The sequence below is a fragment of the Plasticicumulans acidivorans genome, from assembly GCF_003182095.1.
GTDB lineage: Bacteria > Pseudomonadota > Gammaproteobacteria > Competibacterales > Competibacteraceae > Plasticicumulans > Plasticicumulans acidivorans.
This window is the reverse complement of record NZ_QGTJ01000005.1, coordinates 18,995-32,533: the sequence shown is the minus strand read 5'-3', so window position 1 is coordinate 32,533 and position 13,539 is coordinate 18,995. Positions and strand designations below refer to the sequence as shown.

At 65.2% G+C, this 13,539-nt stretch carries 11 protein-coding genes; 5 read left to right on the top strand and 6 right to left on the bottom strand.

Annotated features, from left to right (window positions below; all coding sequences use genetic code 11):
• Positions 1-120 precede the first annotated feature (120 nt).
• Positions 121-381: a DUF1127 domain-containing protein gene (locus tag C7443_RS20615; RefSeq protein WP_211346188.1), complete on the bottom strand. Its 261-nt coding sequence runs from the start codon at positions 379-381 to the stop codon at positions 121-123.
• Positions 382-595: 214 nt separating this feature from the next.
• On the opposite strand from C7443_RS20615, the gene C7443_RS09570 reads away from it, so the two are divergent.
• The gene (locus tag C7443_RS09570; RefSeq protein ID WP_110018388.1) at positions 596-1,582 is read left to right on the top strand and encodes a transcriptional regulator GcvA; all 987 of its coding nucleotides are present in this window, start codon (positions 596-598) and stop codon (positions 1,580-1,582) included.
• A 192-nt stretch (positions 1,583-1,774) separates the two neighbouring features.
• On the opposite strand, the gene prlC is transcribed toward C7443_RS09570, so the two are convergent.
• Genes prlC through C7443_RS09555 form a run of 3 tightly spaced genes read right to left on the bottom strand, consistent with a single transcriptional unit; the run spans position 1,775 to position 5,252 of the window.
• Positions 1,775-3,823 (bottom strand): oligopeptidase A, encoded by a 2,049-nt coding sequence (gene prlC / locus C7443_RS09565; protein ID WP_110018387.1) that lies wholly within the window; start codon positions 3,821-3,823, stop codon positions 1,775-1,777.
• Positions 3,824-3,851: 28 nt separating this feature from the next.
• Entirely contained in the window at positions 3,852-4,676 is an 825-nt protein-coding gene (locus C7443_RS09560) for a hypothetical protein (protein WP_110018386.1), read from the bottom strand.
• A 3-nt stretch (positions 4,677-4,679) separates the two neighbouring features.
• Positions 4,680-5,252, bottom strand: coding sequence for a LemA family protein (locus tag C7443_RS09555; protein ID WP_110018385.1), 573 nt, complete (start codon positions 5,250-5,252; stop codon positions 4,680-4,682).
• Between the two features lie 85 nt (positions 5,253-5,337).
• On the opposite strand from C7443_RS09555, the gene gorA reads away from it, so the two are divergent.
• The 4 genes from gorA to C7443_RS09535 all read left to right on the top strand — a co-directional run bounded on the left by gorA (position 5,338) and on the right by C7443_RS09535 (position 8,080).
• Entirely contained in the window at positions 5,338-6,684 is a 1,347-nt protein-coding gene (gorA, locus tag C7443_RS09550) for a glutathione-disulfide reductase (RefSeq protein WP_110018384.1), read from the top strand.
• A 28-nt stretch (positions 6,685-6,712) separates the two neighbouring features.
• The gene (locus C7443_RS09545) at positions 6,713-7,093 is read left to right on the top strand and encodes a lysozyme inhibitor LprI family protein (RefSeq protein WP_110018383.1); all 381 of its coding nucleotides are present in this window, start codon (positions 6,713-6,715) and stop codon (positions 7,091-7,093) included.
• A gap of 13 nt (positions 7,094-7,106) precedes the next feature.
• Positions 7,107-7,634 carry a gamma carbonic anhydrase family protein gene (locus C7443_RS09540; protein WP_110018651.1) on the top strand — a complete coding sequence of 176 codons (528 nt, stop codon included), beginning with the start codon at positions 7,107-7,109 and terminating at the stop codon, positions 7,632-7,634.
• Positions 7,635-7,777: 143 nt separating this feature from the next.
• On the top strand, positions 7,778-8,080 hold the full coding sequence (locus tag C7443_RS09535) for an EF-hand domain-containing protein (RefSeq protein ID WP_110018650.1): 303 nt from the start codon (positions 7,778-7,780) through the stop codon (positions 8,078-8,080).
• A 4-nt stretch (positions 8,081-8,084) separates the two neighbouring features.
• Here C7443_RS09535 and aroE read toward each other — a convergent pair whose 3' ends face one another.
• Entirely contained in the window at positions 8,085-8,903 is an 819-nt protein-coding gene (gene aroE, locus C7443_RS09530) for a shikimate dehydrogenase (protein ID WP_110018382.1), read from the bottom strand.
• Positions 8,904-8,990: 87 nt separating this feature from the next.
• A complete protein-coding gene (locus C7443_RS09525; protein WP_110018381.1) occupies positions 8,991-13,523 on the bottom strand; it encodes a pilus assembly protein in 4,533 nt (1,510 codons plus the stop codon).
• Between the last annotated feature and the right edge of the window lie 16 nt (positions 13,524-13,539).

The following is a 13,539-nucleotide window of genomic DNA, read 5'->3' as shown; positions in this document are numbered from 1 at the left end:
GCGATACGCTATTGTGCGACGCAGCAGTTCGTGAGCAAATGTCAGTTAAACAGAAAACGCGACCCCAAGGGAGTCGCGTTTTCCAGACTGCGCGCAGCTACGCTGCTTTGCGAGGGAAGCTCATTCCTTCCAGAAAGGCTTGCCAGCTTCGTTATCGGCCTCGCAGCGGCTCATGCCGATGTCAGCCAGGCAGCGATCATCGAGTCGGGCCAGCTCGTTACGCTCGTGGATGCGACGCCCCCACAGCGTCAGCAGCTTGCCCGCGCGGTACAGGAAGGACGGCTGCGTCTCCTGCAGACCCTGAGGAATCAACAGACCGGATCCGCTGACCGCATTGACCAGATGACCGGCGCCCGGATTGAAATGGAAGCCTTTGAACATGATGCTCACCCAACATTTCCCAACTGAAGCCCGCTGGTACCTTTTGCACCATTTTGGCACCTTGATCATTCAGAGGCGCGGTCTTCAACAATAAGTTGCGACTTTTTGCATTTAATCGGTGCGGTGTCGCCCTCTGCTGGTGCAAAGTCTGGTTGGGCCTGCAGAACGTCTCAAACGACCTTTTCTCATCACTGGATGAGCCGGATTAACGCGAATGTCCTATCGCCTGCCACCTCTCAATGCCCTGCGCGCCTTCGAAGTCGCTGCCCGCCACTTGAGTTTCAGCAAGGCTGCCGAGGAACTGTTCGTAACACCTGCTGCGATCAGCCATCAGATCAAATCGCTTGAGGATTACCTGGGTGTGCAGCTGTTCCGCCGGATGAATCGTGCGCTGGCACTGACCGACGGCGCACAGGCCTGCCTGCCGAAACTGCGTGAAGGCTTCGAGGCGCTGGCCGAAGCCGTCGCGCTGGTTCACGCACAGGAGGAAACCGGCATCCTCACCGTCAGTCTGACGCCGTCATTCGCCGCCAAGTGGCTGATCCCACGACTCGACCGCTTCACGCTGGAACACCCGGAAATCTCCATGCGGATTGCCGCCAGCGCCGATCTGCTCGATGTGCGCAGCGGTGGCGGACCACGCCAACACACTGATCTTGGAGACTTTCGTCGCGAAGACATCGACGTCGCGATCCGTTTCGGCGACGGCGACTATCCAGGGTTCCACGTCACCAAGCTGTTTTCGGTGGAAGCCACGCCGCTGTGCAGCCCGCGCCTGCGTGACGGCACGCCGCCCCTGCACGAACCGGCCGACCTGCGTCAGCACACGCTGCTGCACGACGAAACGGCCTACGGCTTCGATGCCCGTCCGCAATGGGAAATCTGGCTGGAAGCCGCCGGTGTCGATGGCATCGACGCCAACCGCGGCCCGCACTTCAATACCGCCTCACTGGCGATCGAAGCCGCGCTCGACGGTCAGGGCGTCACGCTCGGCCTGCCGGTACTGGCGCTGGCCGACATCCGTGCCGGGCGCCTGGTGATGCCGTTTGCTCTCGGCGTACCGCTTGAGTTCTCGTATTGGATCGTCTGTCCCGAGCACTTTGCCCAGCGGCCGAAGGTCGTCGCCTTCCGTGAATGGCTGCTGAGCGAGGCGCGCCAAGACGAAGCGCTGCTGGCCACGCTGGGTCGTGGAGGCACTTGAAGCCGCCGTTGCGCTGATCGATGTCAGTTTATATTGACATGGCACCCTAAAAGATCAGCGCGCCGCAGCCCCGACGGCAACGGCCGCCGCGCACCAACGGCGAGCATGCGCCACATGCCCTCTTGACAGCCCGGTGCGCTGGCGAATCGGACGCCGCCCGGCCAGACCGCGGCGGCGTGCCGAACCGCCCCATCAGGCAGCAGCGATGCCGGAATGGCGCAACAGCGCATCGATACGCGGCTCGCGACCGCGGAAGGCCTTGAAACTCTCGATGGCCGGCCGCGAACCGCCGACTTCAAGGATTTCCCCGAGGAAGCGCCGGCCGGTGTTGCTGTCGAACACCCCGGCTTCCTCGAAGGCGGCGAAGACATCGGCCGACAGCACTTCCGCCCATTTGTAGCTGTAGTAGCCGGCGGCATAACCACCGGCAAAGATGTGCGAGAAGCTCAGCGGGTAACGGTTGTAGGCCGGCGGCTGCACGACGGCGACCTCGTCGCGCACCTGTGCGAGCAATTCGAGCAGGCGCGGACCGCGGGCCGGCTCGTACTCGCGATGCAGGCGCAGGTCGAACAGGCCGAATTCGAGCTGCCGTACCGTCATCATCGCCGACTGGAAATTCTTCGCCGCCAGCATGCGTTCGTAGAGTGCGTCCGGCAGATGCTCGCCGCTCTGCCAGTGCCCGGCGATCAGATCGAGCGCCTCGCGCTCCCAGCAGAAATTCTCCATGAACTGCGAAGGCAGCTCGACGGCATCCCATTCGACGCCGGAGATGCCCGACACGGAGGCATAGTCGACCTTGGTCAGCATGTGGTGCAGACCGTGGCCGAACTCGTGGAACAGCGTTTCAACCTCACCGTGGGTGAACAGCGCCGGCTGCCCGCCGACCGGCGGCGTGAAATTGCAGACCATGTAGGCGACCGGCAGCTGCAGGCCGTTGCGGGTGCGCCGGCGCGCGATTGCCGAGTCCATCCAGGCGCCGCCACGCTTGTGCGGCCGGGCGTAGAGGTCGAAGTAGAACTGCGCGCGCAGCTCGCCATCGCTGCCGAAGATGTCGTAGGCATGCACGTCCGGATGCCAGACCTCGACCTCGTGGTTCTCACGGATCGACACGCCGAACAAGCGCTCGACCAGCGCGAACAGGCCGGGCACGACCCGGGTCTGCGGGAAATACGGCCGCAGTTCCTCATCGGAGATCGAGTAGCGGCGCAGCTTGAGCTTTTCACTGGCGTAGCCGACATCCCAGCTTTCCAGCTTGTCGAGGCCCAGCTCGGTGCTGGCGAAACGCTGCAGTTCGGCGACTTCATGCTCGGCCTGCGGCTTGGCGCGCCGGCTCAGATCACGCAGGAAGTCGATGACCTGCCCGGCCGACTCCGCCATCTTGGTCGCCAGCGAGTATTCCGCGTAGTCGGGGAAATCCAGCAGGCGGGCCATCTCGTGACGCAGTTCGAGAATGCGGGCCACGGTTGCGGTGTTGTCCCACTGCGCTCCGGCCGGGAAGTTTTCTGCGGCGCGCGTGGCGTAGGCGGCGTACATCGCCTCACGCAGACGGCGGTCCTCGGCGTAGTTCATCACCGGCAGGTAGGACGGGAACTCCAGCGTCAGCAGCCAGCCATCGAGGCCGCGCTGCTGCGCAGTCTGCTTCGCCAGCGCCAGCGCCGACTCCGGCAGGCCGGCGAGTTCAGTCACATCCGAGATGTGGCGGCTGAAGGCATGCGTCGAGTCGAGCACGTTCTCCGAGAACTTGGCGCCGAGCTGTGACAGCTCCTGCGCGATCTGGCCATAACGGGCCTTTTTGTCTTCGGGCAGGGCGACGCCGGCAAGGCGGAAGTCGCGCAGCGAATCCTCGATGATCTTGCGCTGCACCGCATCGAGCCCGTCCCAGACACGGCTGTTGTCACGCAGGCTCTGTGTCGCCCGATACAAGGCTTCGTTCTGGTTGTATTCGGTGTAATAGGCCGACAGTTTCGGCAGACAGGCGTTGTAGGCCGCACGCAGCGCGTCGGAATTCATCACCGCATTCAAGTGCCCGACCGGCCCCCAGACCCGGTTGAGCCGATCCTGCAGCTCTTCGAGCGGGGCGACCAGGTTGTCCCAGGTGAATGCTTCGGGCTGCGCCAGCAGCTGTGCCAGCTCGGCGCGATTCTGCGCGAGCAGCGCATCGATGGCGGGCTCGACGTGCTCGGGGCGGATCGCGGCAAACGGCGGCAGGCCGGTGAACTGGAGCAGCGGGTTGTCATTCATGGACGGACTCCGTAAGGGCGGGAAACACTCAGACGACGAGCAGACGCTGGGCACCCCAGGCAGCGAGGGCGGCGCCGGCCCACCAGGCGGCGATCTGCCAGCGCAGCCAGCGGCACAGCGAGCGCTCCGGCAGCGTGGAGATCAGGAACGGCAGGCGCCGATCCTGTGGATTCGACAGCAGTGACAGTCCCGGTTCAAGCGCACGCAGCCGCGCCTCGCGCTCGACCTGGCGGCGGGCGGCACGGCGCACCGCCTCCCATTCGGTCGCGTCGAGCTGGCCGTCGCCATTGCGATCGAACAGGCTCATGCGTTGCGGGTCACGCTTCCAGTCTTCGAGCTGCAGGCGGGTTTCGAGCACGATGTCGGTGGCGGCCCCGGCACCGCCCTCGGTACGCAGCCAGCCAAGCACATGCAGCGCCTCGCCGGGGATGATGCGCTGCTCGCTGTAGCGCAGCGTGCCGTCGGTGCCGGCGGCGTGCCAGCGCTCGGTGCGCACCTTGATGATCTGTGCCTGCTCCGGGTCGATCACACAGCGGGCATCGCCGTCATCGAGGCCGAACAGGCCGTCACACTCGCCGCGATCGATGGTCACCCAGCGCTGCTCCTCGTCGCGCTGCTCGACGCGATAGCGGTACCAGCAGCACGGCAGACCGCTGAGCGGAGCGATGTTCGGCACGCCCGGCAGCAGCACCGCCCGGCCACGCAACTCGACGTAGCCCTGCGGCGCCGAACGCACGCGCGAACTCGGATGATCGACGACGGCGCGCAGGCAATGCAGCGTGCGCCAGCCGCGCCAGAACGCGTAGACGGCGAGCAGCGGCAGGAGCACGGCCAGCGCAGCGAACGCCAGCACCGCCTAGCCGCCGAACAGTCCGCGCAGGTCGGGATCGGCGAGCCGGGCCGCTTCGAAGCGCAGCAGCGCGCAGCGGCGGAAACCGCACAGCGCCGCCAGCAGCAGCTCCGGGAAACTTTCGATGCGGGTGTTATAGAGATTGGCGCTCTCGTTGTAGAACTCGCGGCGGTCGGCGATCGCGTTCTCCAGGCCGCTGATGCGCCCGTGCAGATGCAGGAACGATTCGCTTGCGCGCAGATCCGGGTACTGCTCGACCAGCGCGAACAGCTGGCCGAGTCCGGCCTGCAGGCTGGCTTCGGCCCGGCCGAGGGCTGCCAGATCGCCGCCGGCGCGCGCCTGCATCGCCAGACTGCGCGCCTGCGTGACGCGCTCCAGCGTCTCCTGCTCATAACGCATGTGCTGACGGCAGGTCTCGACCAGCTTCGGCAGCTCCTCGTTGCGCTGCACCAGCAGGACGTCGATGTTCGACCACGCCTTGGCGCTGGCCTGACGCAAGGCCACCAGCCGGTTGTAGATCGAGACCCCGTATAAGGCCACCAGCAGGGCCACGGCTCCCAGGCCGATCCAGACCGTCATCAGGCTCCCCCTCTGCGCGTTGCGCGTCGTTTACGCGCGATCATCCGGTATCCTCTGGCGACGTTCAATTCGCCAGGAGTGGTCCATGGGCAGGCAATACGACCTGATCGCGATCGGTGCAGGCTCGGGTGGGCTGTCCGTCGCCGAGCGCGCGGCAAGCTACGGAGCGAAAGTCGCGGTCATCGAGTCCGGCCAACTCGGCGGCACCTGCGTCAACGTCGGCTGCGTGCCGAAGAAGATCATGTGGTTCGCTGCCAATACGGCTCACACGCTGGCCAATGCCGCCGGCTTCGGTTTCGATGCCGAAGTCCGCCGCCACGACTGGCCGACACTCAAACGCCGGCGCGACGCCTACATCGCCGACATCAACGGCTGGTATGGCGGCTATCTCGAACGAGCTGGCATCGAGCTGATCCGCGGCCGCGCGCGCTTCGTCGACGCCCGCACCGTCGAGGTCGACGGCGAGCGGCTGGGCGCCAGGCACATCGTCATCGCCAGTGGCGGCACGCCGACGATCCCCGACATTCCCGGTGCCGCGCTCGGTATCGATTCCGACGGTTTTTTCGAGCTGGAGGCACTGCCGCCGCGCGTTGCCATCGTCGGGGCCGGCTATATCGCCGTCGAGCTGGCCGGCGTACTCGCCGCCCTCGGCAGCCAGGTCAGCCTGCTGCTGCGCAAAGATGAGCCGCTGCGCGAATTCGATGCGCTGATCCGCGAGCAACTGGTCAAGGCGCTGCGCGCCGACGGCGTCGACATCCTCACCCGCACGCAGCTGAGCGCGATCGAACGCCTGGCCGACGGCAGCCTGCAGCTGACACGTGACGGCGCTGCGCCACTCACGGTCGACTGCCTGATCTGGGCGATCGGGCGCACACCGCAGACAGCAGCGCTCGGCCTCGACAGCGCCGGGCTCAAGCCGCGCGCCGACGGTACGCTGAGCACCGATTCTTTCCAGAACACCGAAGTCCCCGGCATCTACGCCATCGGCGACGTCACCGGCCGCGCGCCGCTGACGCCGGTGGCGATCGCCGCCGGCCGTCGTCTCGCCGACCGCCTGTACGGCGGCATGCCACAGCGCCACCTCGACTACAGCAACATTCCGACGGTGGTGTTCTCGCATCCGCCGATCGGCACCGTCGGACTGACCGAGGATCAAGCCTGCGAGCAGTACGGCGCCGAGGTGCGCGTCTACACCACGCATTTCACACCGATGGGTCAGTCCTTCTCCGCGCATCCGCGGCAGACGGCGATGAAGCTGGTCTGCGCCGGTGACGACGAGAAAATCGTCGGCGTGCATGCCATCGGCGACGGTGTCGACGAGATGCTGCAGGGCTTTGCCGTCGCCGTGCGCATGGGCGCACGCAAACGCGATTTCGACGACACCGTCGCCATCCACCCGACCAGCGCCGAAGAGCTGGTCACACTGCGCTGATGCTGAACATCGGCCAAGGAGTCCAACGATGCGCATGGAGCTGATCGTTTTTCCGCTGCTGTTGTCGGCCACCGCCAGCGCCGGCCCGCTGGAGGAATGCCGTAGCAGCGTCGGCGCCGACGGCGACGTCGCCGCCTGCCTTACCCTGCGCCTGCAGACCGCCAACGAAGGGCTCGCCGGCACCGAGCGCGATCTGCGCAAAGAGATGCGCGAGCTCGATGCCCGCCGCGGCGGCCGCAAGGCCGTGCCCGCGTTCGAGCGCAGCGCGAGTGCGTTCCGCAATTACCGCAGTGCCCACTGCGCCTTCATCGAAATCCGGATGGATAACCGCGACGAGGCCCCGCTCGCCCGCACCGCCTGTGAAGTGCAGCTCACCGACGAGCGCCTGACCGAACTGCTGATCCGCTGAAACGGGAGCCATGATGAACATCCGTCCTTTCGGCACGCAGCTGCCGCGCATCGCCGCCAGCGCCTACGTCGATGCCGCCGCCATCGTCATCGGCGATGTTGAAATCGGCGAGGAAGCCTCGATCTGGCCACTGGTCGTCGTGCGCGGTGACGTGCAGTCGATCCACATCGGTGCGCGCAGCAATGTGCAGGACGGCACGGTCATTCATGTCACGCACGACTCGCGCTTCTGCCCCGGCGGTCAGGCAACGACGCTCGGCACGGACACCACCGTCGGCCACAAGGCGCTGCTGCACGCCTGCACGATCGGTTCGCGCTGCCTGATCGGCATGGGCGCGATCGTCATGGATCGTGCCGTCATCGAGGACGAGGTCATGCTCGGTGCCGGCGCACTGGTGCCACCCGGCAAACGCCTCGAAAGCGGCTTTCTCTACGTCGGCAACCCGGTACGCCAGCAGCGTCCGCTGAGCGAGCGCGAGCGCGAATTTCTGCTTTATTCGGCACAGAATTACGTCAGGCTCGCCGTCCAGTACCGCAGCTGAAACCGCGCGCTGCCACCGGCCCGCGACCGCCGCCGATTCTGAACCTGACCTGCACGTCATCGGTCGAAGTTCGGGCTGCGCGGCAAAATGGCTCGCTCCGCTGCCGCCAGCTGCGGCATTTCCGCATATCAAAGGAGATCATCATGCGCAGCATCGTGCTTGCTTTCGCACTCGCGGCCACCTCCGGCGTCGCGTTTGCCGCCACCGAGACCGTCATCACCAACGAATACGTCAACGGCCAGAAGGTCGGTGAAAAGGTCGAACAGCGCGAATACGCCCCGCCACCGCCCGACATGAGCTTCGAAACCGCCGACAAGAACCACGACGGCTCGATCTCGCCGGAGGAAGCCCGTGACATGGGCATCCTCAATTTCGAGCAGGCCGACCTCAATCATGACGGCCGCCTCGATCGTGAGGAATACGAGCGCGCGCTGAGCAGCCAGTAGGGACTCAGCGCGCGGCACGCAGTGCCTGCATGACGCTCGCGGTATCCGGCCGCACGCCGCGCCAGATGAAAAACGACTCCGCCGCCTGCTCGACCAGCATGCCGAGGCCGTCCAGCGCATGCCCGGCGCCGTGCGCCCGTGCCCAGCGCACGAAGGCGGTCGGCTGGTCGGCATACATCAGGTCGTAACACCAGGCGTTATCGGCCAGCACCGTGTCGGGCAGCGGCGGCACGCTGTCGTCGAGACCAGCCGCCGTGGCGTTGATCACCACATCGAAGTGCTCGCCGGCGAGCTCGTGGTACGTGCTGGCGGTGATGTAACCGAAACCGCCGAAGCGTATGGCCAGCTCGGCGGCTCGGTCGAAAGTACGGTTGGCGATCGTGACGGCGCCCGGCCCCGCCAGCAGCAGTGGCTGCAGCACACCACGCGCGGCCCCGCCAGCCCCCAGCAGCAGGATGCGCCGACCGGCCAGCGTGCAGCCGTGGTTGACTTCGAGATCACGGACCAGACCGACACCATCGGTGTTGTCGCCGATGATGCCCTGCGCGGTGAAACTCAGCGTATTGACCGCACCGGCCAGCTCACCGCGGTCCGACAGGCGATCGGCGTAGACCCAGGCATCCTGCTTGAACGGCACCGTGACGTTGAGTCCGCGCCCGCCGGCGGCACGGAAGGCTTCGGCGGTCTCGGCAAAGCGGCCAACCTCGCCGAGGACGCTGGTGTAGACGAGGTCTGCGCCGGTCTGCTCCGCAAACATCGCATGAATGCGCGGCGACTTGCTGTGTGCGATCGGATTGCCGACGACGGCGTAACGGTCTGTCATGAACGTGCCTCTGGGGACTGGCGCAAATGCCGGGCAACGATGCGACCGGCCATCGCCGGTCGCAAGCCCCCATTTTCGCCGACACGCTTACTGCAGCTGCAACCAGGAGCGCCGCCCACCGGTTTCAGCGCCGCGGACACCGATCGAGAACAAACCGCCGCTCGAACCGGTGTCATACAGCGTGGCACTACCACTGGTGCTGCCGCCAACCAGCGTCGGCGTGCCGCCAATGACACCGAGCCCCGGATTCAGGCCGCTGACCGCGACACTCTGCTCGCTGCCGTTGATCGTCACCGTGACTTCATCGCCTGCGTTGTAGGCGCCATCACCGTTGAGGTCGTAGGTACTCTGGCTGACACGATCGCCGGAATCGGCCATCACCGTCATGATCCAGCCATCACCGCCGCCGGAACATTCATCTCCGACCGTCGGCAGCATGGTCACGAACATCACCCGGTCGAAGTAGACCAGCGGTGCCTCGACGATGCGCTCGCCGTGTTTGCTGCCGTCCGGCTCGACCAGATCCATGAACCAGCCCCGCGGATCGGCGGCACGCTCGTCCGTACTCATATCGCTGACGGCACTGGTCACGCGCAGCGGATAACTGCCGTTGGTGCCCGCCGGATACTCCGCAATGATGCTCTGACGCTGCAGCACGGTGTCGCGCTGCGCTCCGGTGACGTTCAGCGCCGAGCCGGTATCGTCGATGGCATAGAAGCTGTCGACGGACGGGGCGTCCAGCACCTGTGCGTCGATCGCTTCGAGGTATTTGCCAGTGCCGAAGTACACCCGCAGGATGCCATCGCTGCCGACCGCGGCCGCAGGCTGCGCGGTGATCGCCTGCACCTCCTCGTCAGGACCGCGCGCGGTGAACAGCGGCACGTCATAGCCACCCGCCCGATAGGCACTGCCCCAGGCTCCGGCGTCGCTCGACGAGATGTCGAACTTCCACAAATGCCCCTGCAGGTCGCCCACGTAAATGGTGTCAGCGATGCCGTCACCGTTGGCGTCCCAGGCCAGCGGTACCGCCATGCCGTTCTCGCCGCTGGCACCGCTGTCCGGCGTCAGCTGCGCCACCCGCTCGCCGCTGGCGAGATCAAGGATGAACAGGCTGGCCACCGTCCCCGTACTGTTGTAGCCGTTGCCGAAAATGGCCACCCAGGGATGCGCCGTACTCGCGGTGCGGGCAATGATGACCCGGCGCACGCCGACACCAAGCGCGTCGTCACTGAACTCCCACAACACCTGCCCCGCACCGAACGCCGCCGGGTCAGACACATCGAGCGCAAACACCGAGCGCCCGCCAGCGCCCAGTGCGCCGACCAGGACCGTCTTCCAGTGCCCACCGAGATAGGCATCGGACACGCTCGGCGAGGCATCGACGTAGTACTGATGACCGTAGGTCTGCTGGGAAAGCAGCGCCAGGTTGGCATACACGCCATTCGGCACGAAGCTGAAACGCTCGGCACCACTGGCCGCGTCGAAAGCGTGCAGCATGCCGTCATTGGCGCCGACGAACAGGATCTGTGCGCGGCTGTCCTTGGCGGCCACCCAGGCGGCGTAACTGCTGCCCTCACTGCCCGGCAATACACTGAACCCCTCGTCATCGGCACCGACGAAAACCGGATCGCTGTTGACGAAATCCCCGAGCAACGACTCGCGCACACGGAACTGGCCACTGCTGCTGCCCTCCTGCGTGCGCACACCGCGCAGGTAATCGAGCACTGACTCGCTGCCGATCGCCGTCTGCTGGGCGGCATTAAGATTGCTCCACAGGAACGCGGCCCCGGCCGCAGTGCCCGCGCCACTGGCTGGCACCCAAGTGTAAATACTGCGCGCACTGGCCGCCGGTACACCGTCACTCGCCTTCCAGATCAGCGAGGACACCGCACCGGATACTGAATCGAGCGAAAACGCCTTGATCTCGCCGGTCCACACCGAGGGATCGTAGGTCGACTGGAACAGCATCGAGGACGTGGTCAGCGTGCGCACATTGGCCGCTACGGCTGCCGATGACGGCGACTGCGAGGCGACCGTTGCGAATACCTGTGACAGTGCGCTGACCAGGTCCGCCGGGTTCTTGACGTCGAAGAAGTGGTTTTCCCATTCGCCGGCGTCCGGTGTGCCGTTACTGTTGCGATCACGGAATCCGCCCCATTTGGCCGCCAGCGCCAGCGGGGTCTGCAGGAAACCGGCGGCCGAGTCGCCGATGGTGAACACCCGGGTACTGGGCGCATCGGAGCGCACGCAATTACTGCACTGCACGCCGCCCGTCGGGTCGGCATAGCTGAAGCTGTTGATGCCGGAATGAGCGTGGAAACCGTCCTGTGTCGTACCGCTGACGACGTAGCCGAACCCCATCAGATAACCCGATGAAGTCGAGTCCATGCGCACGTCGGTGGTCACCGACAGCGTGCTGCTGGTCAGGGCGTAATCGATGACGCCCCACATGTCCTGGTCGTAGTCTCCGCCCTGCTCGCTGTCTTCCCAGTTCACGTACAACCGGCCGGTACCGGCAGCGAGATCCTGGCTGACGATGCGAAATTCGACGATCGCGCAGTTACCGCCGACGCCATTGTTCCTGCAGGCCGGCATGATCGTCACCGTGCGGGTGCTGCCCGGCACCGGGACAGTCACCTGGGCAGGAGCCGGCGCGAGTGACACGCCGAACACGTCGACCTGCTGCCCGTTCGTGCGCACGCCGTGGGCATGGGCATAGGCGGCCAGCCCGGCCGTCTGGTAGGAACCACTCAGACGCGGCGCATCCGGACACGGCCCACGCAGCGCGGAGAGTGCGTTGACCGACTTACCGGTGCAGAGCTGATCGTTGTTGGTACCGTTCTCACCGATGAAATAGTTGTGGCCGGTGATACCTTCGCTGCTGCCAATGCCATCAGTAGTCGCGTTGAGTGAACTCAGGCCGACACCGCTGGCACCGCCGAGCTCGTCCGCATCGTAGGACGAGGCACTGGCGTTGAACGAAATCACGCTGAGCGGCGAGCACTGGTTGGCTTCGCTGGAGCCGATGACATCGGACCAGGTCGCCGTGCGCAGCGCCGCGATGCGCCCGGAGTCATCGACATTGAACGCCGCGGTCGCACTCTTGCCGCCGAGATAGCGCAGTGCCTCAAGAAACACTTCGGCCTGCGGATTACCCCAGTTCGAGCAATTCCCATTGCTGAACGAACTCAGGCCCCAGCTGCAGTTATCCGAGCCGGTGGTACCGAAATAGGTCCCGTCAGAATGCCGATAGCCGTAGATGCGCAGCGCGCTGAGGGTCCGCTGGATGCCCTGTCCACTGCTCGGCGTCACGAACTGCCCTGTCGTCGCATTGATTTCGTCGCGCCACGACGACAGGTTCTTGCGCAGCACACCGCCGGACTTGTTCGCGCCATACGAACCCGTCAGCAGACCGAAATACATCTGATCACTGTCGCCGTAGTCCTGCAGCAGCCCGACAGGCTTGTAGTCGCCGTTGGGATAGCGCTTGCATTTCTCATCGCCGAGCAGCGATTCGACACAGGTCTGCACACGGACGATGTAGTCCTTGTCACCAAGTCCGCTGCTCGTGCCGGGGGTGTAGTCAGAGGCCCCCGGGATCGTGCCACCGTTGCCGTTGCTGCCGGTGTTCTTTTCGTCATTCCAGCGGCACTGCCAGCGCTCGTTCGCCGCCCACAGCGTGTAATTGCCATTGGCGACCCGCAGCAGGGGGGGCGCCGTGACGTTCTGTGAGAGGTTGCCTGCCGTGTCGACCGTGGTGTTGCACAAGCTGATCGTGCTCACCGAGAACGGCGTCAGCTGTGCGATATCGCTGCCGCTGTAAACCTTGACCCAGCTGTGGGCATCGTTGGGCAGGTAAGTGCGTTCGATCACCGCCTTACCCGGCACCAGCACGTCATTGGCTGTAGTGACGTAGGTGGTGGTCTGCGAAGTCACTGTCTTCGTGTAGCTGCAGGACGAGCTTGTGTAACCACACAACGACACGTTCGTCGTGGTCACCGTCCCCGTGCATGAACCCGCCGAGCTCGGTGCGCTGGTGCAGCCAGTCGTCACCGTGCTTGAAGCAGGACAGTTGTAACGGCTGCTGCGACTGTCACAGCGCCCACTGGTGGTAGTGGTCACCGGGGCAGCTGCGCTCGACGTCGAGGACAATTGCGTCTCGGTGCTGACCGCCGAGTCAGTCGAGCGATAGCCGCCGTAAAGCACCTTGCGGGTGATGTCGATGCGCGCCATCGACGCCCAGTTGAGGAAGTTGCCGCTCCAGGCTCCCGAACAGTATTTACTGCTGCTCAACGCACTCGGCACGAATATGCCGCTGGAGTAGGTGTAACACTTGCCGCTGTCGAAATAGCCGTAGTAATCGATGCTGTGCTTGTAGCTGGTGTCGGCAATGCCGTCGCTGTCGAGGTCGGAGTAGTCGTCGTAGGCTTTGTAGAAGATCGGATGATCTTTCGACATCGTCAGCATGACCATCGGCTTGCGTGGCGGCGCCTGATACAGCGGGTATTGTGCCAGCTCCAGCGCTGGCGCCCGGGTCGCCGCGGCGAGCGCGATCAGCATCAGCAGACAGGCCAGCCATTTCCACACCGTGGATGCGCGGCCAGCGGCTTGTTCCAACATGGCTCTCTCTCCTTCG